This window comes from Nocardia higoensis (genome assembly GCF_015477835.1).
GTDB lineage: Bacteria > Actinomycetota > Actinomycetes > Mycobacteriales > Mycobacteriaceae > Nocardia > Nocardia higoensis_A.
The window spans coordinates 1,200,232-1,225,860 of the sequence record NZ_JADLQN010000001.1 but is presented as its reverse complement, the minus strand read 5'-3'; the positions used below and the strand labels follow the sequence as shown (position 1 = coordinate 1,225,860).

19 protein-coding genes are annotated in these 25,629 nt (G+C 70.7%); 10 read left to right on the top strand and 9 right to left on the bottom strand.

The window, feature by feature from the left end; all coding sequences use genetic code 11:
* Positions 1-220 precede the first annotated feature (220 nt).
* Positions 221-1,186: a 5'-3' exonuclease gene (locus tag IU449_RS05520; RefSeq protein WP_195000839.1), complete on the bottom strand. Its 966-nt coding sequence runs from the start codon at positions 1,184-1,186 to the stop codon at positions 221-223.
* An 85-nt stretch (positions 1,187-1,271) separates the two neighbouring features.
* Between IU449_RS05520 and IU449_RS05515 the strand changes: the two genes are divergently transcribed.
* Positions 1,272-2,399, top strand: coding sequence for a M24 family metallopeptidase (locus tag IU449_RS05515; RefSeq protein ID WP_195000838.1), 1,128 nt, complete (start codon positions 1,272-1,274; stop codon positions 2,397-2,399).
* Positions 2,400-2,658: 259 nt separating this feature from the next.
* Here IU449_RS05515 and IU449_RS05510 read toward each other — a convergent pair whose 3' ends face one another.
* The gene (locus tag IU449_RS05510; protein WP_195000837.1) at positions 2,659-3,057 is read right to left on the bottom strand and encodes a PPOX class F420-dependent oxidoreductase; all 399 of its coding nucleotides are present in this window, start codon (positions 3,055-3,057) and stop codon (positions 2,659-2,661) included.
* Between the two features lie 80 nt (positions 3,058-3,137).
* Here IU449_RS05510 and IU449_RS05505 point away from each other — a divergent pair, with 80 nt between their 5' ends.
* The 4 genes from IU449_RS05505 (at position 3,138) to IU449_RS05490 (ending at position 7,352) form a co-directional block, all read left to right on the top strand.
* Entirely contained in the window at positions 3,138-3,947 is an 810-nt protein-coding gene (locus tag IU449_RS05505) for an SDR family NAD(P)-dependent oxidoreductase (protein ID WP_195000836.1), read from the top strand.
* Positions 3,948-4,330: 383 nt separating this feature from the next.
* Positions 4,331-5,893, top strand: a complete 1,563-nt coding sequence (gene cbiE, locus IU449_RS29625; RefSeq protein ID WP_416382101.1) for a precorrin-6y C5,15-methyltransferase (decarboxylating) subunit CbiE — start codon at positions 4,331-4,333, stop codon at positions 5,891-5,893.
* Between the two features lie 87 nt (positions 5,894-5,980).
* Positions 5,981-6,583: a hypothetical protein gene (locus IU449_RS05495; RefSeq protein WP_195000835.1), complete on the top strand. Its 603-nt coding sequence runs from the start codon at positions 5,981-5,983 to the stop codon at positions 6,581-6,583.
* A gap of 40 nt (positions 6,584-6,623) precedes the next feature.
* Entirely contained in the window at positions 6,624-7,352 is a 729-nt protein-coding gene (locus IU449_RS05490; protein ID WP_228803723.1) for a cobalt-precorrin-6A reductase, read from the top strand.
* 72 nt (positions 7,353-7,424) lie between these two features.
* On the opposite strand, the gene IU449_RS05485 is transcribed toward IU449_RS05490, so the two are convergent.
* From IU449_RS05485 to IU449_RS05475, 3 genes are read right to left on the bottom strand one after another with little or no spacing between them, the layout of a single operon-like run.
* Entirely contained in the window at positions 7,425-7,955 is a 531-nt protein-coding gene (locus IU449_RS05485) for a PadR family transcriptional regulator (RefSeq protein ID WP_195000834.1), read from the bottom strand.
* A gap of 51 nt (positions 7,956-8,006) precedes the next feature.
* Positions 8,007-9,926 carry a precorrin-2 C(20)-methyltransferase gene (locus IU449_RS05480; protein WP_195000833.1) on the bottom strand — a complete coding sequence of 640 codons (1,920 nt, stop codon included), beginning with the start codon at positions 9,924-9,926 and terminating at the stop codon, positions 8,007-8,009.
* Positions 9,923-10,558: a precorrin-8X methylmutase gene (locus IU449_RS05475; protein WP_195000832.1), complete on the bottom strand. Its 636-nt coding sequence runs from the start codon at positions 10,556-10,558 to the stop codon at positions 9,923-9,925. Before IU449_RS05475 ends, IU449_RS05480 begins: the two co-directional genes overlap by 4 nt.
* Before the next feature lie 263 nt (positions 10,559-10,821).
* On the opposite strand from IU449_RS05475, the gene IU449_RS05470 reads away from it, so the two are divergent.
* The gene (locus tag IU449_RS05470) at positions 10,822-11,715 is read left to right on the top strand and encodes an alpha/beta fold hydrolase (RefSeq protein WP_195000831.1); all 894 of its coding nucleotides are present in this window, start codon (positions 10,822-10,824) and stop codon (positions 11,713-11,715) included.
* A gap of 87 nt (positions 11,716-11,802) precedes the next feature.
* Here IU449_RS05470 and IU449_RS05465 read toward each other — a convergent pair whose 3' ends face one another.
* Entirely contained in the window at positions 11,803-12,315 is a 513-nt protein-coding gene (locus IU449_RS05465) for a nitroreductase/quinone reductase family protein (RefSeq protein ID WP_195000830.1), read from the bottom strand.
* A gap of 152 nt (positions 12,316-12,467) precedes the next feature.
* Positions 12,468-14,081 carry a sigma-54-dependent Fis family transcriptional regulator gene (locus tag IU449_RS05460; RefSeq protein ID WP_324188101.1) on the bottom strand — a complete coding sequence of 538 codons (1,614 nt, stop codon included), beginning with the start codon at positions 14,079-14,081 and terminating at the stop codon, positions 12,468-12,470.
* A 162-nt stretch (positions 14,082-14,243) separates the two neighbouring features.
* Between IU449_RS05460 and IU449_RS05455 the strand changes: the two genes are divergently transcribed.
* The 3 genes from IU449_RS05455 (at position 14,244) to IU449_RS05445 (ending at position 18,600) form a co-directional block, all read left to right on the top strand.
* Positions 14,244-15,359 carry an NDMA-dependent alcohol dehydrogenase gene (locus IU449_RS05455; protein ID WP_195000829.1) on the top strand — a complete coding sequence of 372 codons (1,116 nt, stop codon included), beginning with the start codon at positions 14,244-14,246 and terminating at the stop codon, positions 15,357-15,359.
* A gap of 15 nt (positions 15,360-15,374) precedes the next feature.
* Positions 15,375-16,883: an aldehyde dehydrogenase family protein gene (locus IU449_RS05450; RefSeq protein WP_195000828.1), complete on the top strand. Its 1,509-nt coding sequence runs from the start codon at positions 15,375-15,377 to the stop codon at positions 16,881-16,883.
* A 76-nt stretch (positions 16,884-16,959) separates the two neighbouring features.
* Complete coding sequence (locus IU449_RS05445) at positions 16,960-18,600, top strand: AMP-binding protein (protein ID WP_195000827.1); 1,641 nt, start codon at positions 16,960-16,962, stop codon at positions 18,598-18,600.
* Positions 18,601-18,648: 48 nt separating this feature from the next.
* On the opposite strand, the gene cobG is transcribed toward IU449_RS05445, so the two are convergent.
* Positions 18,649-19,836, bottom strand: a complete 1,188-nt coding sequence (gene cobG, locus IU449_RS05440; protein ID WP_195000826.1) for a precorrin-3B synthase — start codon at positions 19,834-19,836, stop codon at positions 18,649-18,651.
* A gap of 169 nt (positions 19,837-20,005) precedes the next feature.
* Here cobG and cobN point away from each other — a divergent pair, with 169 nt between their 5' ends.
* Entirely contained in the window at positions 20,006-23,638 is a 3,633-nt protein-coding gene (cobN, locus tag IU449_RS05435; protein ID WP_195000825.1) for a cobaltochelatase subunit CobN, read from the top strand.
* 57 nt (positions 23,639-23,695) lie between these two features.
* Here cobN and IU449_RS05430 read toward each other — a convergent pair whose 3' ends face one another.
* Complete coding sequence (locus IU449_RS05430) at positions 23,696-25,516, bottom strand: lipase family protein (protein ID WP_195000824.1); 1,821 nt, start codon at positions 25,514-25,516, stop codon at positions 23,696-23,698.
* Positions 25,517-25,629: the final 113 nt, after the last annotated feature.

The window sequence follows — 25,629 nt, the reverse complement described above, 5'->3', positions numbered from 1 at the left end:
ATTCGGTAACGGTCGCTCGGTACGACATCGGGGGGGGTGAACGAGCCCGCGCGGAACTCCGCGCGGGCTCGTTCTGTTTCCGGACCGGCTGTGGGTGCGCCCGGCGGTTGCCCCGACCGGCGCACGGGTCGCCCTGACCGACGGTGGTTGCGTACCGGTCGTGGCCGCGGGTCCGCCCGTCAGTCTGTCGCGACGGCGACACCGGATACGCCCGCTGGGGTCAGCCGCGTGGCGCCGCCAGAGCTTTGACGAGCCGCTGGACGGGGCTCTCGGCGTTGTAGGCGGTGGCGAGGGCCAGCAGCCGGTCGAGATCGGCGGGTGCGGCGGGCAGGCGGTCGGAGCGCGAGAGTGCGATCTCCGCGTCGCGGACCACGCGCACCACCGGCGCCGCCGCATCCAGATAGTCCGCTGCCGCAATCAGTTTCGCGCGTGCGGCGGGTGCGAGATCGGCCGCGGGGTCGGCGACCGCCGCGCGCAGCGCCTCCAGTGATCCGAAGCGTGCGATGAGTGTCGCCGCGGACTTCTCGCCGATGCCCGCCACGCCGGGCAGGCCGTCGGAGGCGTCGCCGCGCAGGGTCGCGAGATCGGCGTAGGCCGGGCCCGCGTTCTTTTGAGGGACATGGTATTTGGCGGCGACCTCGGCGGGGCCGAACAGTTCGGCCTTGGCCAGGCCGCGACCGGCGTAGAACACCCGGACCGGGGGAGCGGGGTCGTCGCGGACCAGTTGCAGGAGATCACGGTCGCCGCTGACGACGATCACCTCGTCGTCGCGTTCGCGGTGCGCGAGGGTGCCCAGCACGTCGTCGGCCTCCAGACCGGGCGCGCCGCCGGTGGCGATGCCCGCCGCGGCCAGGACCTCGAGGATCATCTCGACCTGCGGGGTGAGCCGGTCGGGCACCTCCTCGGCGTCGGGTGGTCCCTCGACGGCCACCCGGTGGGCTTTGTAGGAGGGGACCAACTCCACCCGGAACGGGGGCCGCCAGTCCAGGTCGAGGGCGACCACCAGCCTGCTCGGGCCGAACCGGGTGATCAGCGAGGCCACCATGTCGGTGAAACCGCGCACCGCATTCACCGAGCGGCCGTCTTCGGCGGTGAGCTTGTCGGGGATGGCGTGGAAGGCGCGGAACCAGAGACTGGCGCCGTCGAGCAGCAGCAGCGGGCCGCCGGGAGTCGCAGCAGACGTCACCTGCCAGAGGCTACCGCCCGGGACCGACGATCCCGCCTCGTGACGTGCTCGGCGCGGTCCCACGCTGCGGGTAGGGTCGGCTGGTATGAGTTCGCACACGCATGCCAGGTTCGCGGCGGATGTTTACCGAGACCGGCTCGAGCGCGCGGTGACCGCGATGCGCACCGCCAGCCTCGACGCACTGCTCATCACCCCCGGACCGGATCTGCGCTACCTCATCGGTTCGGCGGCCCAGTCCTTCGAACGGCTGACCTGCCTGGTCATCACCTCCGACGGCGCGACGCCGTCGGTCGTGGTGCCGAAGCTGGAACTACCCGGCCTGGCCGATTCGGCCGCGGGTGAACTCGGGCTGCGCGTTCTGGACTGGGTCGACGGGGTCGATCCGTACCAGATCGTGAAATCCAGCCTGCACGCCGGCTCGCGGGTCGCCGTCGCCGACGCCATGCCCGCGCTGCATCTCGTTCCGCTGGCCGCCGCGTTCAGCGGGCTGCCCACCTCCGCGACGCCGGTGCTGCGGGAACTGCGGATGATCAAGGACGCCGCCGAGATCGAGGCGCTGCGCCGCGCGGGCGCCGCGATCGACCGCGTGCACGCCCGGATGGGCGAATTCCTGCGGGCCGGGCGCACCGAGGCCGAGGTCGGCGCGGACATCGAGGCGGCGCTGATCGAGGAAGGCCATCTCTCGGCCGAATTCGTCATCGTGGGCAGCGGACCGCACGGCGCCGACCCGCACCACGGGGTCTCCGACCGGCGCATCGAGCGCGGTGACGTGGTGGTCGTCGACATCGGCGGCCCCGTCGAACCCGGCTATTTCTCCGACTGCACCCGCACCTATGCCCTCGGTGAGCCGTCACCGGAGATCGCGGGTCGCATGGCCGAACTCGAGCGGGCCCAGGCCGCCGCCGTCGCCGCCGTGCGTCCCGGCGTGAGCGCCGAATCGGTGGACGCCGCCGCGCGCGACCTGCTGACCGAGGCCGGGGTCGGCGACGCCTTCGTGCACCGCACCGGGCACGGCATCGGTCTGTCCGTGCACGAGGAGCCCTACATCGTCGCGGGCAACGACCTCACATTGCGCCCCGGCATGGCGTTCAGCATCGAGCCCGGCATCTACTTCCGCGGCTCGTGGGGCGCGCGCATCGAGGACATCGTCATCGTCACCGAGGACGGCTGCGAGTCGGTCAACAACCGCCCGCACGGGCTCACGGTTCTGTGATTCGCTCCGGGCGGTGAGCTCTTCGCCCTATGGCGTGTTCGGCCCGCCGATGAGCGGCTCGGGATGTTCGACGGCCGGTGAGCGGTGGCGGAGCCGGCTTGGTTCGGCCCAGCAGGCGGTCTACCGCAACCGGCCGACGGCATGGCGCTGCGGCCTCGTCGGGCGCTGACGATGTGCGGGGATTGCGCTGCGGTGACCGCGCAGGGGAAGGACGCCGCCCGGCATCCGGTAGCCGGAGATGTTCGGCGGGGACGCCCGATCAGCGCAAGGTGCTCGAGGAGAGCACCTTGCGCACCTGGACGGCGATCACCACGCGTGTCGGATTCTCGCGAGGCTGCCGGTAGCGACCGGCGTAGCGGCGAACCGCCTCGGCGACGCTGTCCGGATCGTCGAGCACGGTGGCAGGGCCCTCCAGCGTGAGCCAACGCGGGCCGTCGACCTGGCTGACCGCCGCGTATCCCGAGCGGCGCACATTGCGCACCTTCACCGAACCGTCGTTGGTGATGATGCGGGCGATACCGGCCTCGGCGTCCCAGGTGAATCCCACGGCGACCACGTGGGGGGTGCCGTCGGCGCGCAGGGTGGTGAGGGTGGCCAGATGCCGTTCGGTGGTGAATTCGATGGCGGCGGGCGTCAACTGCGCGGTGGTGGTCGGCATCCGTCGACGGTAGCCGATGTCTGTGGGCGACCGCGTGACGCCCATATCGCGCCGTCGCGACGGGATGACAGACTGGCCGCATGGGATCGGGAGAGCGCAGAGGTTCGGGACAGCGCAGAGGTTCGGGAGAGCCCAAGGGATCGGCAGAGATCGATGCCGGCGCGGTGCTGCTGCTCGGCGGACGCAGTGAGATGGGCGTGCGGGTGGCGCAGCGGCTCGCCCCCGGCCGGACGGTGATCCTGGCCGCCCGCCGCAGCGGTGAACTCGCCGCCGAGTCCGCCGCGGTGCGCGAGGCGGGAGCCGCCGCCGTGCACACCGTCGAATTCGACGCCGACGACACCACGAGCCACCAGGCCCTGCTGGAGAAGATCGCCGCCGAACACGGACCGCTCGGCGTGGTGGTGCTCGCCTTCGGCATCCTCGGCGACCAGGCGCGTGCCGAACAGGATCCGGCACACGCGATCGCGGTCGTGCACACCGACTATGTGGCCCAGCTGAGCGTGCTGACCACCGTCGCGAATCTCCTTCGCGCCCAGGGCAGCGGCCGCGTCGTCGTGTTCGGTTCGGTGGCGGGCGCTCGCGTCCGGCGCGCGAATTACGTCTACGGCTCCGCCAAGGCGGGCCTGGACGGATTCGCCTGCGGACTCTCCGACGCACTGCACGGCAGCGGCGTGCGGCTGCTGTTGGTGCGGCCCGGCTTCGTCGTCGGCCGGATGACCGAGGGGATGGACCCCGCCCCGCTGTCGAGCACTCCCGACCAGGTCGCCGACGCGGTCGTGCGCGGCCTACGCCGACGCTCGGAGGTGGTGTGGGTGCCGTGGGCGCTGCAGCCGATGTTCTTCGTCATGCGCCTGCTGCCCCGGTTCGTCTGGCGCCGGATGCCACGGTGACCCCGGATGCGTCGATGAGTGCCGTGCCCGGCTCGGGTACTGGCAAGGCGAGCGCGAACGGGCCGCGCATGACCGCGAGCCGCTCTGACATCGGTCGTTCCGACGTCGGCGGCTCTGATGTCGGCGGCTCTGACGTCGGCGGCTCTGACGTTGGCGGCTCTGACGTTGGCGGCTCTGACGTTGGTCGTACTGATGTCGGCCGCCCTGATACCGGACGCGCTGCTGAGCGACGCGCTGCTGAGCGACGCACCGGAGAGGGGCGCACCGGAGAGGGGCGCACGGACGGGGACAGCCGCGCCGGCGAGAGCGTCGGCGTCACCGACAGCCGTGGCCGGCGCAGGGACGCGGCCGGTGCCGGCCGCGCGAGCGCTGTCGAATCGGCCGTGACCGGCGCGGGAGCGGATCGGTTCCGGACCGGGGGCGCGGTGATCGAAGCCGCCGCGCCCGGCCCGGCGACGCGATGGCCGGGTTCGCCGATCGCCGTCGTCGGCATCGGTGCGGACGGGTGGCCGGGACTCGGAGCAGGCGCGTGCGCGGCGATCGAGGGGGCCGACGTGGTGTTCGGCTCGGCCCGGCAACTGGAGTTGCTGCCCGCGCGCGTCGGCGGGGAGCGCCGGTCGTGGCCGTCGCCGCTGCTCCCCGCGCTGCCCGACATCCTGCTCCGGCACGCCGACCGTCGGGTGTGCGTGCTGGCCAGCGGCGACCCGATGTTCTACGGCATCGGCGTCACGCTGGCCCGGCTGTTCGGCCCGGCCTCGCTGCGGGTGCTGCCGCAACCGTCCTCGGCCTCGCTGGCCTGCGCCCGCCTGGGCTGGGCGCTGGCCGACACCCCGGTGGTCAGCGTGGTCGGCCGGCCGCTGGCGGGCGTGCTTCCGGAGCTGACCGACGGCCGCCGTGTCCTGGTACTCAGCGCGGACGAGACGACCCCCGTGGCCTTGGCGCAGCTGTTGTGCGCCAACGGCTTGGAGGGATCACGTCTGACCGTGTTGGAGCAATTGGGCGGCCCGTCCGAACGGATCGGCACAGCGACAGCCGCGGAACTGGCCGCGCCGATCGGCGATCCGCTCTACCTCGACCCGATCGCCGACAGTCGCGACGAGCCGCCCCGTGCCGACCAGGTCGGCGTGGTTCGGCCCGGTCGGGGCAGGCATCGCGCCGACCGGAACGAAGGCGGACTGCTCGACTCCGTCTGGCACAGCAGCGAGCCGAGTCATGCCGGTCGGCGCCGCGCCGCCGAGCCCGTCGCGGTTGCGCCGAGCGTCGAGGCGACCGGCGTGTCCGCGGATGGTGCTGGCGCGAGCGGTATCGATCCCCGCGCCATCGACCCGCTCAACATTGTCGCGATCGACACCGTGGCGAGCCCGGGCGCCGCGCGGCGCACCCGCGTTCCCGGCCTGCCGGACGAGAGTTTCGGTGGCGACGGCCAGCTCACCAAGGCCGAGGTCCGTGCCCTGACGCTGTCGGCGCTCGCGCCCGCGCCCGGCGAGCTGCTGTGGGACATCGGCGGTGGTTCGGGCAGTATCGCCATCGAATGGTGCCGCGCGCACCCCGCCTGCCGTGCGATCGGTTTCGAGCGGCTGGAACGCAGGCGGGCCGCCATCGCGGCGAATGCGGAAGCGCTCGGGGTGCCGCAGGTGACGGTGCGCGGTGAAGCCATGACCGAACTCGCCGCGAATTCCGACGGGACGCCGGATGCGATATTCGTCGGCGGGGGCCTCACTCAGGAGGGACTGCTCGAATCCTGTCTGGACCGGCTGCGTCCGGGAGGCCGGCTGGTCGCCAATGCCGTCACCGCCGAGACCGAGGCGCTGTTGGTGCGCTCGGCGGCCCAGTACGGCGGGAAGTTGCGCAAATTCCAGATCTACCGCGCCGAACCGTTGGGCGGATTCACCGCGTGGCGTCCGCACTTGCCTGTGGCGCAATGGGTATGGACGAAATCCGGGTGACGCGACGGGGGTGAAACACCGGCGATTCGGCGGTAGGGTCTAGCGCGTGATCCGATCGTTATCGGAAAATCGAGTTCTGGGAGATTCATGAAGTACAAGCAATTCGCCGCCACCGCGCTGCTGGCCGTCGCCGCGATGGGCGTCGCCACCGGCACCAGCTACGCCGATCCCGCCACCCCGCCCGCCGCCACCGAAGAGGCGCCGCTGGCCGCCGAAGGCGCCGAGAAGGGTGTCGAGTACTCCGCGGTCATCGCCGACGCGGGCCGCTCCATCGTCACCACTGTCACCGGCGGGGCGTTCACCCTCGATGCCGACGGCTCGGCGGTGACGCTGAAGAACGACGCGGGCGAGGAAGTCACCCGCATCCCGCTGACCGCGCGTCAGGCCACCGACGGCACCGAGGTGCAGCTCGTCGCCGCCGTCGACGAGTCCGGCAACAAGCTGACCCTCACCCCGCAGGGCGAGGCCATCGCCGTGCAGGACGTCAGCGCCCAGCAGTGGTTCTTCGCCGAGCTGCAGCGCGCCTCGCTCGGTGCGGCCGTCGGCGCCGTCATCGGCGGCCTGATCGGCCTGTTCGGTTTCGTCGTCGGTGTGATCCCCGGCGCGGCCATCGGCGCCGTCATCGGTCTGCTGGTCGCGGGTGGTCCCGCGTTGCTGGACTCCGGCAGCGCCTACTTCAGCGGCCAGTGAGACACGGTCACCGGGAGATGGACCACTGAGAGTCCTGATATTGGGCGGCACCGGCGAAGCCCGGGAGCTGGCCCGAATCGCGTCCGGCGAGCGCGGAGTCGACATCGTCTCCTCGCTCGCCGGACGCGTGCGCGACCCCCGGCTTCCCGAGGGGGAGGTTCGCATCGGTGGGTTCGGCGGCGCCGAGGGACTGCGAACATGGCTGTCGGACAACGCGATCGACCGCGTCGTGGACGCCACCCACCCTTTCGCCGCCACCATCGGCGCCAACGCCTCGCACGCCGCCGCCGCCGCGGCGGTGCCGCTGTTGCGTCTGCTGCGTCCCGCCTGGATCGCCGGTCCCGGTGACCACTGGATCGCGGTCCCCGACCTCGCGGCGGCCGCTCGAGCCGTCGGCGCGGGGTATTCGCGCGTATTCCTGACCATCGGCCGTCAGGGTGTCGGCGCATTCGCCGGACTGACCGAGCCCTGGTTCCTGATCCGCGCCATCGACCCGCCCACCGCCGCGGTGCCGCCCCACCACGAATTGCTGCTCGCGCGCGGCCCGTTCTCCGTGGCTGAAGAGATCGCGCTGTTGTCGCGCCACGCCATCGACGTCCTGGTGACCAAGAACAGCGGCGGCGATCAGACCGAGGCGAAACTCGAAGCCGCGAGGCAATTGCGTATTCCGGTCGTCATGATCGACCGGCCCCCGGCATCGGCTTCGACAGCGGTGGTCGGAACTGCCGGTGAAGCGTGGACATGGCTGGCGTCGGATATCGCGGTCTGAATCCTGCCGGAATCCCCTCGGCACCCACGGACCGGCGTTCTCCGTGGAACGGACAACCGCGTTCGGGCGGGCTCAGTGCCCCAGGATCTCGGGCAGCCGGTCGAACCAGGCGAGTACCGCGCGTTCGTAGCCGACGCCGAATTCGAGGGTGGCGCGCCGGTGCGCCGGCATGTCCTTGTCCTCGTCGGCGAGGTAGCGGGCCAGGCGTTCCTGGTGGATCTCGCGGTTGGCGGCGATGATGACGGCCAGGCGCTCGGGGGCGATGTGCTCGCCGAAGTGCATGCTCAGCAGCAGCGGGACGCGGATGGTCTCGGCGCCGGGGTCGCGCGCGACCCACTCCAGGAATGCTTCCCGTCCGGCGTCGGTCAGGTGGTAGGGCGTGCGGTCGCGGGCGCCCGCCTCGCCTTTTTCGACCAGACCGTGGGCGGCCATGGCGGCCAGTTCGCGGTAGACCTGGCTCTGGGTGATGGTCCAGAAGTCGCCGATCCGGTCCTGGGCGAGAGTGACCAGATCCCAGCCGGACATCGGCCCCTCGTGCAGGAAACCCAGCAGCGAGGCGGCCGTGGAGTTCAGCGACTTGCGTGCGGTCGCGGTTTCGGGCACGCGCACTCCCTTCGGTCAGACGATCCCGATCCGATATTCCATAGTGGAATATTACCGGATCGGGGAAGGGGCCTCGGCGGTGCTGTAGCGGCGTGAGGTGTAGACGCGGGTGCCGTGATCGGATTCCACGACCGCGGTGGTGGTCGCGCCGATGATCAGCAGCGTGCGCATGTCGACCTCGGCCGGGTCGAGGTCGGCCAGTCGCACCACCCGAACGCTCTCGGTCGGTCCGCCGACGTCGCGTCCGAGCACCACCGGTGTGTCCGGTGCGCGATGTTCGAGCAGCAGATCGCGCATCGCGCCGACCTGCCAGGTGCGCTGCGACGAGGCCGGGTTGTAGATCGCGATCGCCATGTCCGCCGCCGCGACCGCGGCCAGCCTGCGCGCCACGACGTCCCAGGGCTTGAGCCGGTCCGACAGCGAGATCATGGCGTAGTCGTGGCCCAGCGGCGCGCCGACTCGGCTGGCGACCGCGTTCGCGGCGGTCAGGCCGGGCAGGACCCGCACCGGCACCGCCCGCCACCGTGGGTCCGCCGATTCCTCGAGCACCGCAGCGGCCATCGCGAACACGCCGGGATCGCCCGAGGACACCACCGCGACCTTCGCCCCGCGCAGGGCGAGATCCAGCGCCATCGCCGCGCGCTCGGATTCGACCCGGTTGTCGCTGGCGTGCCTGCGCTGGCCGGGACGCACCGGCACCCGGTCGATGTAGGTCGTGTAGCCGACGAGATCGGTGGCCTCGGCGAGGGCTTCGCGCACCTCGGGGGTGGTCCAGTCCGGGCTGCCCGGACCCAGGCCGACCACGACCACCTCGCCGGTCACCGTCGCGGGCTCCGGCTGGGCGGACCCGGCCTCGCCGGTGCAGGTGGGTGCGATGCCGGTGGGCGCGGGCCTGGTCTCAGCGGTTCCGACCCGAGCGGAGCCGGTCCCGGCGGCCTCGGCCTGGGAAATGCCGATCTGCGTGACTCCGACTGCTGCGAGTCCGGCCTCGGCGGCGTCGATCTGCGCGGAGCCCGCACCGGCGGCCCCGGCCGGTGCGGTCGCGGCCGGTGCGGTGGTGCCGGATGTGCCCGCGTCGCCCGGTGCGCTCGTCTCGGCGCGCGAGGCTGTCCCGATTCCGGGTGCCGAGTTACCGGGGCCGCCGACGGCCGACGTTCTTGTGGTCGCGGCTGCTGTGGTGGCCGTCGGGTCGGGTCGCCCCGCCCCGGCGGATCGCGCTCGCGGAAGCGGGGTGGTCGGGCGCGGGCCGGGGACCAGGGCGATGGAGAAGTAGGGCACGTCGGCGTCGTCGACGTCGGCCGCGGTGAGCACGCGCTCGCGGGTGCTGCTGGCGCGCTCGATGTAGTAGGCGTCATCGAGCCGGCCGGAGTCGGCCAGAGCCCGGCGCACGCCGGGATAGGTGCGGCCGAGCTTCATGATGGCGGCGGCGTCGGTGTCGCGCAGGCGGCGGGTGAGTTCCTCGGTGGGCATGGTGCCGGGCAGCACGGTGAGGACTTGTTCGCCTTCCACCAGCGGGGTGCCCAGCGCAGCCGAGGCCGCGCTGACCGAGGTGATGCCGGGGATGATCTCGGCCTCGAACCGGTCGGCGAGGCGGCGGTGCATGTGCATGTAGGAGCTGTAGAACAGCGGGTCGCCCGCGGCGAGCAGGGCGACCGAGCGGCCCGCGCTCAGGTGGGTGGCGAGGCGTTCGGCGGCTTCGGCGTAGAACTCGTCGATCGCGCCCTGGTAGCCGCCGGGATGGTTGGTGGTCTCGGTGGTCACCGGGTAGACCAGGTGCTCCTCGAGTTGCCCCGGGCGCATGTACGGCGCGGCGATCCCCCGCGAGATGCTGCGCCCGTGCCGCGCGCTGTGGAAGGCGATGACATCGGCCTCGGTGATGACGCGGGCCGCCTTGACCGTCACCAGCTCGGGATCGCCCGGACCGAGCCCGACGCCCCACAACTTGCCCGCGGCGGTCACTTCGCTGCTCATTCTTGTTCGCTCGCAATCGCGTTCAGTGCCGAGGCGGTGATGGCGCTGCCGCCGCGCCTGCCGCGGACGGTGAGATATTCGACGCCGCCGTGCTCGATCAGCGCCTGCTTGGACTCGGCCGCCCCCACGAACCCGACCGGGATACCCAGCACCGCCGCCGGGCGAGGCGCGCCCGCGTCGAGCATGTCGAGCAGGTGGAACAGCGCGGTCGGGGCGTTGCCGATGGCGACGACCGCGCCGTCGAGCCGGTCGCGCCACAGCTCGAGCGCCGCCGCCGAACGGGTGGTGCCGATCGAGGCGGCCAGTTCCGGCACGCGCGGGTCGCGCAGCAGGCAGACGACCTCGTTGTCGGCGGGCAGCCGTTTGCGGGTGACGCCGGAGGCGACCATGTTCGCGTCGCACAGAATCGGAGCGCCGTCGCGTAATGCCGCCCGAGCCGCCGCGATCACGCCGGGGGAGAAGGCGATGTCCCCGGCCAGGTCGACCTGCCCGCAGCCGTGGATCATGCGTACCGCCACCTGGGCGACATCCGCCGGGAAGCCGCTCAGGTCGGCTTCGGCGCGGATGGTCGCGAACGAGCGCCGATAGATCTCGGCCCCGTCGGTGAGGTAGCTGGCACGCAGGTCGGACATGCGCTCCACCCTAATGGGCGCCCTCGGGTGGATTCGGCACGGCTCGAGAAGGCGGACGCCGCGGGGATGAGCACCCGGTAGCGCCTGGTGTGGGCGGCTGGGGCCGAGGCGGCTGCCGAATGCCACGGCGTGAGCCCGATGTCGTCGGTCTGGCGTGGTGGTCGCGGCGCGCGTCGACGATTCTCTGCGCGGCGACCTCGTTAATACAGGCATACCAAATAAATGGTACGGTGATATCAACAACGTGAAGGGGAGGTCGACGGATGGCCGGAATCGGGCGGTTCAGGAACGACGCGGCGCGGGAGCGGTACATGCGCGCCTACGAGGCGCTGGCGGCCTCCTGGTCGGTGCCGAGGCAGACGGTGGATGTCCCGACTTCGTTCGGGACGACGCATGTGCACCGGTGGGGCAGCGGTTCGCGGACGCCGATCGTGCTGCTGCATCCGATCGGCGGCAGCGGTCTGTATTGGCGCGATGTCGCCGCGCAGTTCGGGAGCGATCGGGTCGTGTACGCGCCGGACACCATCGGGACTGCCGGTCGCAGCGTGCAGACCGCACCGGTGCGGCGTGAGGCGGATTTCGCGGTGTGGCTGAACGAGGTGCTCGACGGGCTCGGCGTCGAGCGTGTCCACGTGGTCGGCTATTCGCACGGCGCCTGGCATGCCGGCGCTGTCGCGCTGCACGATGCGAGCAGGCTGGACAGTGTCACGTTGATCGAACCCGGCGGTGTGTTCGTGAAACCGTCCTGGCGGGTGCTGATGAAGATGTTGTCGTTCGGGATGCGTGGCAAGTCCGAGGAGAACATGCGTCGGATCGCGGAGTGGCTGACACCGGGGGTGACGCTCGACGATCTCGAAACGGCCTATGCCAAGGAGGCATTGAGCTATCGGATGAAGATCGGTTGGGCGCGGCTGCTGACCGATGCGGAGATCCGCTCGATCAGCGTTCCGACGCTGGTGATCTTCGCGGCCGAGACGATCGTGACCGATCCCGGGGCCGCGGTGCGCCGTCTGGCCGAACACCTCCCGCAGGCCGAGACCGAGATATATCCGGGTGTGGGACATGGCCTCCTGAACCAGATCCCCGAGAAGGTGACGCGCCGGGTGCTGGAGTTCGTCCGGCGCCACGACCGGATCATGTCGTCTTCGCTGGAGTGAACCACCGGTGCGGCCGGGATCGAGCGGCGGCGTTCCGGATGGGCCGAGTCGACCCGGCCACCGTGGCCGGTAGGTTCCTGGTGGCGCTCAGCCCTCGCGGTCCAGGGTCAGCACGACCAGTGGCATCGGTCGGTCGACCTTGGACTGGAAATCCGCCAGCAGGGGGTTGTGGGCCAGCACCCAGGCCGCGAACTCGTCGTAGTCCGCGCCTTGGAGCACCGTGCCGGTCGCCTGGTAGGTCTTGTCCCGGAGCTCGACGGTGACCTGCGGATTCGCCTTGATGTTGTACCACCAGGCCGGGTACTTGTCTTCGATGAACGAGCTCACGAACATGGTGTCGTCCCGGTACAGAGGCCCGAGCGGAGTCGTGTGCCGCTTGCCGCTCCTGGCTCCGATGGTGGTGAGCAGGATGAGATCAGTGCCCGCGTAGGCACCGCCCACCTTGCCCGAGTTCTCCCGGAACTCCCTGATCACATCATCGTTCCAGTGGGCGATGCCGGCCTGATCGTCCCATGCCTGGTTCCACGGTGCGTTCGGATCGTTGTAGTCGGTGATGTCGGCCTGATTCGGCTGTCCCGCAGTCGCTTCGGTTTCGCTCATGACTCGAGTGTGTCGCGGAGACAGGACAGTTCCTGTCCTGAATTCGATGAGAGAACCGGGCGCTGGTGGCAGGCGGCACGCACGGATGCCGGATCACGTCGTCCTCGCCGGAGTGAACCACCGGTGTGGCAGTGATTGTTCGGTGGGCACGGTCAGTAGACGGTGATGCGCAACGCGCGCATCTTCGCGTAGAGCGTGGTGCGCGAAATGCCGAGTGCTTGGGCGGCCTTGACCTTGTTGCCCTCGAATGTGCGCAAGGCCTCGACGATGACGTCACGTTCCGCGCGGTCGATGGGCGCCAGTTTCCGGATCGGCTGCTGCGTGCGGTAGGCCTCGGGGAGGTCGTTGAGCACGACGGCGCCGGTGCGCCGATGGCGGATGACCTCGGTGACGACCGCGCGCAGTTCGCGCAGATTGCCGGGCCAGTGGTGCGCCGACAGCGCCGTCAACGCGCCCGGAGTGAAGTGCAGCGAACTGTCGGCGCCGATGTCGCGCAGCATGGCGGCGACCAGGGCCGGGATCTCGCCGCGACGGTTGCTCAGCGGCGCGAGTTCGATGCGGTCGGTGCATTCCGCGGCCAGCGCGGCGGCGCGGCCGGTGAGGGTGTCCACCGCGCCGGTGACCAGCACGACGCGCGGCATCCGCCGGTGCGTGACGTGGGTGGCGACGAGATCGATCAGGCTGTCGGACAACAGGTCCAAGCCGTCGATGCAGACCGTCCCCTGCCGGGCGCGCACCAGGGCGGCGAAGTCGCGGGCCCACGCCTCGCTGCCGTCGAGCAGGGCGCTGGCGGCGGTCAGGACCGTGACCGGTTGCTCGGTGGCGTGTTCGCGCGCGGTGTGCGAGCGCCCGGAGCCCGGCGGACCCGCCACCAGCAGCGGATCACCGGGCTCCAGCGCCGCACGGGAGTAGGCGACGCTCGCCTGTTCCTTCGGTTCGACGTTGAGCAGGGTGCCGCCCGCCGGGCCGCCCACGCGAGTCGCTTCGACGCGCACGGCCAGCCCGGATTCCAGCGTCAGGTCGATGACCGAGCTGCGGCGCACATCCGCGGCCATCATGCGCAGCAACGCGAAGTCGGTGGCGCCGAGCAGATCGGCGGCGGCTTGGTTGGACATCAGCAGGTCGCGGCCGATGGCCAGCACCGCGCGGCGGCGGGTGCTCGCGGCCTGGAACGCGGCGAGCAGTTCCTTGTCCGACATGCGGGAACCGTCGAGCAGGCGCTGCTCGATGTCGGCGACAGCGCGGGCGACCAGTGGTGGCAGCAGGGGGCTGGCCTCCTGGACCACGGCCGACAGGTCGAGCACGCCCTCGATCCGCCGTGTCGTGGGGTGGAAGATCGGGTGCCCGTAGCAGCTCAGGCGCCGCAGCGGAACGGCGAAGTGCTCGTCGCCGTTGACCGCGATGCTGGCGCGGGTTTCCAGGACCACGCCCGGGGCGGTGGTGCCGACCGCTTCTTCGAGCAGTGAAGCGCCGACGTCGACGCCGAGGTTGTCGAACGCTTCCTGGGCGCGGCGGTTGCCGCACCAGCGGTGCGCGACGCGGCCTTCCCGGTCGACGACGAGGGTGGTGAAGTCGGTGCCCGCCAGTCGTTGATTGAGGTCGTCGAGCACCGCGGCGGCCGCGGCCATCAGCGGACTGGCGTCGTCGACATCGACGTAGGTGATGGTGTCCAGCGCGGAGCCGGGCTCGAGGCCGGCCATTGTCGCTCGATGCCAGGACGCGGCGATCGGTTCCCTCTTGGTCTCACCCTCGACCGTATTCACCACCGCGATCACTCCATCTCCCTCGGATTACCGTGCCTGAACCGTAGCAACAGTGACCGGGGTCACGGTTGTCCAATTTCTGAACAGTCGCGAGAGCCCGGCGTTGCGAGTGTGGTTCCCGTCACGCCAGATGGTGCGAATCGACGAGGATCAGGAGAACCCGCCATGAAGACCAAGGCCGCGGTCGTCTACCAGCCCGGCAAACCGATCGAGATCGAAGAGCTCGAACTCGACAAGCCTCGCGAGGGAGAGGTGCTGATCAGGTACCTCTACGGCGGGTTGTGCCATTCCGATGTCCATATCGCCCACGGCGACCTCGAAGCACGGCTGCCGATGGTGCTCGGTCACGAGGGTGCGGGCATCATCGAGGAGGTCGGGCCCGGCGTGACCAGGGTCCGGCCGGGTGATCACGTGGTGTGCTCGTTCATTCCGAACTGCGGCACCTGCCGGTACTGCTCCAACGGTCAGCAGTCGATCTGCGATATGGGCGCCACCATCCTCGAGGGTTATCTGCCCGGCGAGCGCTTCCCGCTGCGGGGACCGGCCGGGGAGTACGGCGCGATGTGCATGCTGGGCACGTTCAGCCAGTACGGGGTGATCCACCAGAACTCCTGTGTGAAGGTCGACGACGAGCTGCCTCTGGACAAGGCGGTGCTGGTGGGCTGTGGTGTTCCCAGCGGTTGGGGATCGGCGGTCAACACCGCCGAGGTCAAGCCCGGTGACGTCGTGGTCGTGTTCGGCATCGGCGGGCTCGGCATCAACGCGGTGCAAGGCGCGCGTTTCGCCGGCGCGCGCTACGTCGTCGCGGTCGACCCGCTGCACAACAAACGCGAGCGAGCGCTCGAACTGGGCGCCACGCACGCTTTCGCCGACGCCGGTGAGGCGCTGGCCACGATCCACGACCTGACCCGCGGACAGGGCGCCGACGCGGCCATTCTGATCCCGGACCTGATGACCGCCGAGATCGTGCGCGCCGGCTTCGACGCTGTCGGCAAGGGCGGCAAGGTCGTGCTGACCGGGCTCAACAAGCTCGACGAGATCAACATCCAGCTGCCGGGGTCGATCATGACGCTGTTCCGGAAAGAGCTGCGCGGCAGCCTCTTCGGCGACTGCAACCCGACCGTGGACATCCCCAGGATCCTCGGCCTCTACCAGAGCGGCGACCTGAAACTCGACGAGCTCATCACCCGTACCTACACCCTCGAACAAATCAATCAGGGCTACGACGACCTGCTCAACGGCCAGAATATCCGTGGCGTGCTCGTGCACGACCACTCCTGACACGGAGGCGACACGATGACCGAAGTATTCGATCCCACCACGACTCCGGTGCTGCCGCAGGTCCGTGACTGGCTGTCGACCCCGAAGAACCTGTTCATCGGCGGCCGCTGGGTCGCCGCGGCCTCGGGCCGCACCTTCCAGACCCGCGACCCTGCCACCGGGCAGGTGCTCACCGAGGTGGCCCACGCCGAAGCCGTCGATGTCGACCGCGCCGTGCGCGCGGCCCGGGCGGCGTTCGAGGGGGAGTGGGCGCTGTGGACACCGGCGCAGCGCCAGCGCCTGCTGTTCCGCGCGGGCGAGGCGATCTACGCCCACGCCGAGGAGTTGGCACAGCTGGAATCGCTCGACAACGGCAAGTCCGCCGCTGTCGCGCAGGCGGTCGACATGACCTGGGTGGCCGAGCTGTTCGAGTACTACGCCGGATGGGCCACCAAGATCGAGGGCCGCACCATCCCGGTGTCGGTGCCGTGGGCGCCGGGCACCCAATGGCACGCGTACACCCTGCGCGAGCCCGTCGGTGTGTGCGGGGCGATCATCCCGTGGAACTTCCCGCTGCTGATGGCCGCGTTCAAGGTTCCGGTGGCGCTGGCGACCGGTAACACCGTCGTGCTCAAACCCGCCGAGGACACCCCACTGACCGCACTGCGTCTGGCCGAGATCCTGGCCGAGGTCGGTCTGCCCGACGGCGTGTTCAACGTGGTCACCGGCTACGGCGACGCCGGCGCGGCGCTGGCCGCCCACGACGATGTCGACAAGATCGCCTTCACCGGGTCCACCGAGGTGGGCAAGCTCATCGTCGACGCCGCCAAGGGCAACCTGAAGAAGGTCAGCCTCGAACTCGGCGGCAAGAGCCCCCAGGTCGTCTTCGCCGACGCCGACCTGGATCTCGCGATCCCCGGCACGGCATCGGGGTTCCTGTTCAACCACGGCCAGGCCTGCACCAGCGGCACCCGGCTGCTGGTGGAGGACAAGATCTTCGACGAGTTCACCCAGGGCGTCGCCGAGGTCGCCGCGGCCAGCAGGATCGGCTCGGGTCTGGACCCGGCCACCGACATCGGCCCGCTGGTGTCGCAGACCCAGCTCGACCGGGTCATGGGTTATGTCGAGGCCGGGTTGCGCTCGGGCGCGCGGGCGTTGACCGGCGGTCGCCGCCATGGCGAGGAGGGCTACTTCGTCGAGCCGACGGTGTTCGTCGATGTCGAGACCTCGTTCAGCGTGTATCGCGAGGAGATCTTCGGCCCGGTGGTGGTGGCGACCCCGTTCAACGCCGAACACGGGGTCGCCGCGGCAGCCAACGACACGCCCTACGGGCTCGCGGCCTCGGTGTGGACCAGCGATGTGTCGAAGGCCCATCGCACCGCCCGCCAGATCAAGGCGGGCACTGTGTGGATCAACGCGCACAACGCCTTCGACGCCGCGCTGCCCTTCGGCGGCTACAAGCAGTCCGGCTGGGGCCGTGAGCTGGGTGCCGCGGCGATCGATGCCTACACCGAACAGAAATCGATCAACACCTTCCTTGCCTGATCCCGGGCTCCGGCACCGATCCCCCGGGGCGGTGCCGGAGCCGTCCCACCCGACTCGTTTCGTCTCGGAGAACGCCATGACCACGATGAACCCTTCCGCCCAGGCCTCCTACGCCCGGGGAGACACGACCATCCCCCTGCTCGAGGAGACCATCGGGGCCTGCTTCGAACGCACCGTCGCCACCTACGGTGAGCGGGAGGCGCTCGTCGAGGTCGCGACCGGGCGGCGCTGGACATGGAACCAACTCGACGAGACGGTCGACCGCGTAGCCCGGGGGCTGCTGGCTGTCGGCATCACCCGAGGTGACCGAGTCGGCATCTGGGCCCCCAACTGCGCAGAATGGACGATCGTCCAGTTCGCCACCGCCAAGATCGGTGCCGTCCTGGTCAACATCAACCCCGCCTACCGGACCCACGAATACACCTATGCCGCCGAGCAGTCCGGACTCCGGCTGCTACTGGCCGCGTCCAGCTTCAGAGGCAGCGACTATCGCGCGATGATCGAGCAGTCCCGGGCCCGGACACCGATGCTCGAACACGTGGTCTTCATCGACACCGGCGACTGGGACGACCTCGTCGCCGCGGGCGCCGCTGTCGCCGACCGGACCCTCGCCGAACACGCCGAAGTCCTCACGCCGGACGACCCGATCAACATCCAATACACCTCGGGCACTACCGGTTTCCCGAAAGGCGCCACGCTCAGCCACCGCAACATCCTCAACAACGGCTACTTCACCGGCGAGACTCTCGCCTTGACAGGCGAGGATCGCCTGTGCATCCCGGTGCCGTTCTATCACTGCTTCGGCATGGTCATGGGCAACCTCGGCTGCGTCACCCACGGCACGACGATGGTCATCCCGGCTCCCGGTTTCGACCCGGAGCTCACCCTTCGCGCGGTCCAGGACGAACGGTGCACCGGGGTCTACGGCGTGCCCACCATGTTCATCGCCATGCTGGGCGTCGCCGATTTCGACACCTACGACCTGTCCTCGCTGCGCACCGGCATCATGGCCGGCTCGCCCTGCCCGGTCGAGGTCATGAAGCGCTGTGTCGACGACATGAATCTGACCGAGATCTCGATCTGCTACGGCATGACCGAGACCAGCCCGGTCTCCACCCAGACCCGGGTCGACGACGACCTCGACCGGCGCACCGCCACGATCGGCACCGTGCATCCCCATGTCGAGATCAAGATCGTCGACCCGGTCTCGGGTGTCACCGTCGAGCGCGGTGTCGCCGGCGAGTTCTGCACCCGCGGCTATTCGGTGATGCTCGGATACTGGAACGACCCCGCCAAGACCGCCGAGGCCATCGACGCCGACGGGTGGATGCACACCGGCGATCTCGCGGTGATGCGGGAGGACGGCTACTGCGTGATCGTCGGCCGGATCAAGGACATGGTGATCCGCGGCGGCGAGAACATCTATCCCCGCGAGATCGAGGAGTTCCTCTACACCCATCCCGACATCGAGGACGTTCAGGTCGTCGGGGTACCCGATCGCCGGTACGGCGAGGAGCTGTGCGCGTGGATCCGGCCGCGACCGGGTGCGGGCAGCCTCGACGCGGATGCGCTGCGCGAGTTCTCGGCCGGCAAGCTCGCCCACTACAAGGTGCCGCGCTATGTCGTGATCGTCGACGAATTCCCGATGACCGTGACGGGCAAGATACGCAAGGTCGAGATGCGAGAGGAATCCATCCGCAGACTCGGCCTCGGCTGATCGGCTCGGCGCGATCGGCGGTGTTCGGTCGTGCCGTCGCCGGCCTGGTCAGACCGACGGCGCGTCGACGAGGTATCCGTCGGGGCTCGCCGTCACCTCGACGACCGGCCCTCGGGGTCGTCCACAGTGCCGATCGCACCCGGACCAGTGCTGGCGGCCCGCGACTGTCAGCTGCCGGGCGGACAGCGAGGAGCCCGAGGTGGTCGTGCCCGCGCCGTCGGGCAGGACCCGGCCCGCATCGATCGCGGCGGCGACATCGGCCCGCACATCGGTGTGGGACTTAGCGCAGCCGGGGCGGCCCGCGCACGCGCTGACCAGCAGCCACGGGGATTCGGCGTCGAAGACCAGGCCCATGGGGGCGAGGACACGCACGACCTGCTCGGCGGTCCACTCGTCGAGATCGGCGAGGACGACACCTCGCCAGGGGGTGAGGATGATCGGGCGTTCCACCGCGGCCAGGAATTGGGCGGTCCGCGCGGGCAGCGAGCCCAGCGGGACCGCCGCGCCCAGCGCCACGGCGCCGTCGTCCTGGGGTAGCCAGCCGATCGGGGACTCCGGGGCGGTGCCGGTCGGGAGCCGGTCGGCGGTGGGGGACAGGCCGAGCAGATCGACCAGTCGCGCTGTGCCGTCCGGTATTTCGTGCAGCCGCCACTGACCGGAACTCAGGTCGAGGAAACCGTGCGCGGCGGCGAGCACGACGTCGATCACGTCACCGGGGGCGAGCCGGATGCCGGTGTCGGAACCGGCGAGCAGGAGGGCGAATTCCTCGCCGGTCGCGTGCACACCGATGTCGGGACCGAGCCCGCTGACATCGCCGCGCCCGTCGTCGGCGGTGAACAGGACGCGGCCGGGAAGCTCCGCCATACGCGGGTCGGCCCGGAGCCGGGCGTCTAGGGCGGGGGCCAGCGGACGCACGTCGGCCAGTCCGCCGACCCGTCCCGACAGCGGCGAGGCGAGGATGTTGCGGACCCGCTCGTGGGTGCGGCTGGGCAGCAGTCCCGCCGCCTCGAGGCGTGCGGTCAGCTCGCCCGCGTCGCGCACCCGGCGCAATTGCGCGTTGCCACGGGAAGTCAGTTCGATCGCGCCGTCGCCCAGTTCGACAGCGGCCTCGGCCAGCGCGCGCAGCTGATCCGGGGACAGGACGCCGCCGGGCACGCGCACGCGCGCCAGCGGACCGTCGGCCGCCTGATGCAGGCGCAGTACACCGGGGCAGGAATCGGGAGTCGTTCGCGTCATGGCATACCCAGAGTACGGGCCGTGACAGCCCGGCCGGGTAGCATCCCCGGTGCTCGGCGGGCGTCGAGGAAACCGGTGGAATTCCGGTGCGGTCGCGCCACTGTGAACAGCCAGACCCTCTCCGGCGAGCACCACACCCGATGGGCGCGTCACCCGAGGAAGGTCATTCGTGATTCTGCTGCTGTCCACGTCCGACACCGATCTGCTCAGCGCCCGCGCCAGCGGCGCGGACTACCGCCTGGGCAATCCGGCCCGGTTGCTGGTGGAGGACCTGCCCGGCCTGCTCGACGGCGCGGACCTGGTGATCGTGCGCATTCTCGGCGGCAAGCGCGCCTGGGAGGACGGACTCGCCACGCTGCGCGGCAGCGGTGTGCCGATGGTGGCGCTGGGAGGCGAGATCGCCCCCGACGCCGAGCTGATGGAGTGCTCCACCGTGCCGGGCGGTGTCGCGGCCGACGCGCACAACTACCTCGCCGCCGGCGGCGCGGACAATCTGCGCCAGCTGCACAACTTCCTGTCCGACACCGTGCTGCTCACCGGCCACGGCTTCGAGCCGCCGGTGCAGCTGCCCAGCTGGGGTGAACTCACGCGCGGGGCCCGCTACCCGGAGCCGGTCGAGGGCGTGCCGACGGTCGGCGTCGTCTACTACCGCGCCCAGCACCTGGCAGGCAACACCGGCTACGTCGACGCCCTCTGCCGGGCCGTCGAGGATGCGGGCGCGCGTCCGCTGCCGCTGTACTGCGCCTCGCTGCGCACCGCCGAACCGGAACTGCTCGCCACGCTCGGACAGGCCGACGCGCTGATCGTGACCGTGCTCGCGGCAGGCGGCACCAAGCCCGCCACCGCCTCGGCGGGTGGCGACGACGAAGCCTGGGATGTCGCCGCGCTCGCCGCGCTGGACGTGCCGATCCTGCAGGGCCTGTGCCTCACCGGCTCCCGCGCCCAGTGGGACGACAACGACGACGGGCTGTCCCCGCTGGATGTCGCCACCCAGGTCGCGGTGCCCGAGTTCGACGGCCGCATCATCACGGTGCCGTTCTCGTTCAAGGAGTTCGACGCCGACGGCCTGTCGACCTACGTGCCCGACCCCGAGCGCGCCGCCCGCGTCGCCGGCATCGCCGTCCGGCACGCCCGCCTGCGCCACATCCCCGCCGCCGACAAGCGCCTGGCACTCATGCTCTCGGCCTATCCGACCAAGCACGCCCGCATCGGCAACGCCGTCGGCCTGGACACCCCCGCCAGCACCATCGCCCTGCTGCACGAACTCCGGCGCGCCGGGTACGACCTCGGCGAGGCGGGCGAGGTGCCCGGCCTCGAGGAGCGCGACGGCGACGCGCTCATGCACGCCCTCATCGCGGCGGGCGGCCAGGACCCCGACTGGCTGACCGCCGAACAGCTCGAGGGCAATCCCGTCCGCATCGGCGCGCGGACCTACACCGCATGGTTCGACACCCTGCCCGACGAACTGCGCGAGGCCGTGATCGAGGCGTGGGGACCGCCGCCCGGCGAGCTCTACGTGGACCGCTCGGCCGATCCGCAGGGCGAAATCGTCATCGCCGCAATGCGTTTCGGGAATGTGGTGCTGATGGTGCAGCCGCCGCGCGGTTTCGGTGAGAACCCGGTCGCCATCTACCACGATCCCGACCTGCCGCCGAGCCACCACTACCTGGCCGCCTACCGCTGGCTGGCCGTGCCCGCCGCCCAGGGCGGTTTCGGCGCCGACGCGATGGTGCACATCGGCAAGCACGGCAATCTGGAATGGCTGCCCGGCAAGACCCTCGGAATGTCCGCGGCCTGCGGCACCGACGCGGCCCTCGGCGACCTGCCGCTGATCTACCCGTTCCTGGTCAACGACCCCGGCGAGGGCACCCAGGCCAAGCGCCGCGCGCACGCGACCCTGGTCGACCACCTCATCCCGCCGATGGCGCGCGCCGAGAGCTACGGCGACATCTCCCGCCTCGAGCAACTGCTCGACGAGCACGCCAACATCTCCGCCCTCGACCCGGCCAAGCTGCCCGCCATCCGCCAGCAGATCTGGACGCTCATGCGCGCGGCGAAGATGGACCACGACCTCGGCCTGGCGGAACGTCCCGACGAGGACACCTTCGACGACATGCTGCTGCACGTCGACGGCTGGCTGTGTGAGATCAAGGACGTGCAGATCCGTGACGGCCTGCACATCCTCGGTCAGGCGCCCGCCGGGGAGCAGGAAGTCGACCTGGTGCTGGCGATGCTGCGCGCGCGCCAACTCTGGGGCGGCGAGCAATCCGTCCCCGGTCTGCGAGAAGCATTGGGCCTGAACGAATCCGGGTCCGAGTCGCGCGAGCGCGTCGACGTCGTGGAGGCGCGGGCGCGGGAACTGCTGATCGCGCTGCAGGCTGTCGACTGGTCGCCCGATGCGGTGGACGGGCTGGTCGAACGCTTCTCCGGGCAGCTGTTCGGCGATCAAGGCGGGGACCGCGAATCCGTGGGCGCGGTCCTGCGTTTCGCCGCCACCGAGGTCGTGCCCCGCCTGCGGGGCACGGACATCGAGATCGAGCGGGTACTGCACGCGTTGAACGGCGGCTTCGTGCCCGCCGGACCCAGCGGCTCGCCGTTGCGTGGCCTGATCAACGTGCTGCCCACCGGCCGAAACTTCTACTCCGTCGACCCGAAGGCCGTTCCGTCCCGGCTGGCGTGGGAGACCGGACAGGCGATGGCCGATTCGCTGCTGCGCCGCTACCTCGACGACCAGGGCGAATACCCGCGCTCGGTGGGTCTGTCCGTATGGGGGACCTCGGCCATGCGGACCTCCGGTGACGACATCGCCGAAGTGCTCGCGTTGCTGGGTGTGCGGCCGGTGTGGGACGAGGCCAGCCGCCGCGTCACCACCCTCGAGGTGATCTCGCTCGAGGAACTGGGCCGCCCGCGCATCGACGTCACCGTCCGCATCAGCGGCTTCTTCCGCGACGCTTTCCCGCACGTGCTCGCCCTGCTCGACGACGCGGTCCGCCTCGTCGCGGGCCTCGACGAGCCCGCCGAATCGAACTACGTACGCGCGCACACCCTTTCGGACCTCTCCGAGCACGGTGACGAACGGCGCGCCACCACGCGCATCTTCGGCTCCAAACCGGGCACCTACGGCGCGGGCCTGCTCCAGCTCATCGACTCCAAGAGCTGGCGCGGCGACGAGGATCTCGCGCAGGTCTACACGGCCTGGGGTGGCTACGCCTACGGTCGCGACCTCGACGGCGCCCCCGCCGCCGACGACATGCGCACCGCCTACCGCCGGATCGCGGTGGCGGCCAAGAACACCGACACCCGCGAACACGACATCGCCGACTCCGACGACTACTTCCAGTACCACGGCGGCATGGTCGCCACCGTCCGCGCGCTGACCGGCAAGAACCCCGAGGCATACATCGGCGACAGCACCCGCCCCGACGCGGTGCGCACCCGCACCCTGTCGGAGGAGACCACCCGCGTCTTCCGCGCTCGCGTGGTCAACCCCCGCTGGCTCGAGGCGATGCGCCGCCACGGCTACAAGGGCGCCTTCGAGATGGCCGCCACCGTCGACTACCTGTTCGGCTACGACGCCACCACCGACGTGGTCGCCGACTGGATGTACGAGAAGCTCAGCGAGAGCTACGTCTTCGACGAGACCAATCGCAAGTTCATGGAGCAGTCGAATCCGTGGGCGTTGCACGGCATCGCCGAACGTCTGCTCGAGGCGGCCGAGCGCGGCATGTGGGCGGCGCCGGAGCAGGAGACGCTGGACCGGCTGCGGCAGGTGTACCTGGAGACCGAGGGGGAGCTGGAGTAGGCCCGGCCGCCCGACGGTCCGCATCTCACCGCGTCGGCGAGCGGGTGAGCCGTGCTGTCAGCCGGGGCAATTCGGTGTCTGCCGACTGTCGGCGAAGCGGGCGCGGGTCCAGGTGATGAGTTCGGGGACGAGCGGGGAGTCCGCGGCCACGACGCCGAGATGGTCGCGGCCGTGATAGACGCGGTAGTCGACGTTCCAGCCCGCGGCGCAGCGGTCGCTCGCGTAGGCCCGCTGAACATCCGGGGTGATGAGTGAATCGGTGCCGCCCTGGGCGAGTAGCAGCGGAACGGTGAGTTCGCCCGCCGGGACGTTCTCGCGCAGGCGGTCGCCGAGCGGTCCGTCGAGTGGGTCTCTGGCGAAGATCGGACGATCGCGGTCGATGGACATGGCGCTGAGTACCGAGACGAGGACGCCGGGTTCGGCCAGGCAGCGGCTGCTCATGTCGCGGACCAGGGTGCGGGCGGCGGGGATGATGTAGTGCTCGACACGGACGTCGGGGTAGAGGGCGGTGTAGGCGGCGATCACGTAGGAGCCGAAGACCGTGCCGCCCGCGACGTTCGGCAGATGCCGGACCAGGCCGGGACCGTCGGCGGCCGGCGCCATGGCCGCGACGCCGACGACGTTCGCATCGGGGGCGTAACCGGGGGCGAGGACGCCGGTCCACAGTGCGGCGTGTCCGCCCTGGGAATGCCCCCACACGACGGTCCGGTCGTCGAGGTCGATATCGGGTAGTTGCCTGGCGGCGCGCACGGCGTCGAGCACCGAGGTCCCCTCGCCGTGACCGATCAGGTAGGGGTGTGGTCCGGCGGTGCCCAGGCCGGTGTAGTCGGTGGCGACCAGCGCCCATCCCTCGGCCAGCAGCTGGGGCAGAGCGGGCAGCGCGCCCGCGGCCAGCGGTTCGGGCAGCAGCGTCGGGGCGCATCCGGTGGCAAATCCGGTGGTGCCGTGCGCCCAGGCGACCACCGGCAGCGGACCGGCCGGGGCCTCGCGCGGCACCAGCACCAGACCGCTGGACAGGGCGGGCGATCCGTGGGCGTCCACTGTCGAATAGAGGATGCGCCACGCGCGCGCCTCGGCAGGGATGTCGCCGCGGGCGAACGGCTCGGCGCGCAGCAACACACCGGGGTCGGCGGGCACGCCGTCGGGCGCGGAGTAGAAATTCTCCGTCCGCGGCGACGAGGCCCGCAGATGCGCGCTCACCCCGGCCACAGCGATCGCCAGCACCAGCGCCAGCCCCGCCGCCACCACCCGGCCGACCCGCGTGAGCGTGGCCGGAGCCGCCGCCGGAGCTGTCGGAGCCCCTGGAGACGCCGGAGCTGCCGGAGTCGCGGGAATCGCCCGCTCACCCGGCCTGGTAGCCCACAGCAGTCCCGCACCGAGCGCCACCGTGCGGATACCGAACAGCACCGCCACCACGAGCAACGTCACATCCGGCCAGAGCCAGGCCACCACGCCGAGCACGATCTCGGCGGCGGCGAGCATTCCGGCGCTCAGCCGGTCGTCGAGCGTCCCGGCGCGGACACCTGTCGCTCGGATCGCACCGCCGATCACCAGTGCCGCCGCGACGAATCGCGGGAGCAGGTCGATCGCGGGCCCCATCTGAACCACCACCAGCACACCTGCCAGCACCCAGCCCAGGCCGAGCGCCGTGGCGAGCCGACCCGCACGGCGATGCGAGACCAGCTCGCCCACACCGGTCACCACGCAGGCCGCCGCGATCAGGAGCGCCAGCGCGGTCAGCGCGGTCAGCGGGCGGACCACGAGCAGCAGTCCGACGACCACTGCCAGCAGCCCGGCGACCACGGTCGACGCTCGTGGCAATCGCTCGGCGATCACGTCCGCGCGCGGTATCAGGGCACGAAGATCACGGGCAGCCATGCGGGCTCCTCGATACTCGATCCACGGGGTCACCCGCCGGCGAACCCACAGTTGCCTCCCATGCTCGCACGAGCCGACGCGACATCGCGGTAACCCGACTCCGAACGCGAGGA

Excerpts from the sequence above, each read along its gene's own strand:
- IU449_RS05515 (WP_195000838.1), top strand. The coding sequence starts at position 1,272 with ATGAGTTCGCACACGCATGCCAGGTTCGCGGCGGATGTTTACCGAGAC.
- IU449_RS05510 (WP_195000837.1), bottom strand. The coding sequence starts at position 3,057 with ATGCCGACCACCACCGCGCAGTTGACGCCCGCCGCCATCGAATTCACC.
- IU449_RS05505 (WP_195000836.1), top strand. The coding sequence starts at position 3,138 with ATGGGATCGGGAGAGCGCAGAGGTTCGGGACAGCGCAGAGGTTCGGGA.
- IU449_RS05495 (WP_195000835.1), top strand. The coding sequence starts at position 5,981 with ATGAAGTACAAGCAATTCGCCGCCACCGCGCTGCTGGCCGTCGCCGCG.
- IU449_RS05480 (WP_195000833.1), bottom strand. The coding sequence starts at position 9,926 with ATGAGCAGCGAAGTGACCGCCGCGGGCAAGTTGTGGGGCGTCGGGCTC.
- IU449_RS05475 (WP_195000832.1), bottom strand. The coding sequence starts at position 10,558 with ATGTCCGACCTGCGTGCCAGCTACCTCACCGACGGGGCCGAGATCTAT.
- IU449_RS05470 (WP_195000831.1), top strand. The coding sequence starts at position 10,822 with ATGGCCGGAATCGGGCGGTTCAGGAACGACGCGGCGCGGGAGCGGTAC.
- IU449_RS05465 (WP_195000830.1), bottom strand. The coding sequence starts at position 12,315 with ATGAGCGAAACCGAAGCGACTGCGGGACAGCCGAATCAGGCCGACATC.
- IU449_RS05455 (WP_195000829.1), top strand. The coding sequence starts at position 14,244 with ATGAAGACCAAGGCCGCGGTCGTCTACCAGCCCGGCAAACCGATCGAG.
- IU449_RS05450 (WP_195000828.1), top strand. The coding sequence starts at position 15,375 with ATGACCGAAGTATTCGATCCCACCACGACTCCGGTGCTGCCGCAGGTC.
- IU449_RS05445 (WP_195000827.1), top strand. The coding sequence starts at position 16,960 with ATGACCACGATGAACCCTTCCGCCCAGGCCTCCTACGCCCGGGGAGAC.
- cobG (WP_195000826.1), bottom strand. The coding sequence starts at position 19,836 with ATGACGCGAACGACTCCCGATTCCTGCCCCGGTGTACTGCGCCTGCAT.
- IU449_RS05430 (WP_195000824.1), bottom strand. The coding sequence starts at position 25,516 with ATGGCTGCCCGTGATCTTCGTGCCCTGATACCGCGCGCGGACGTGATC.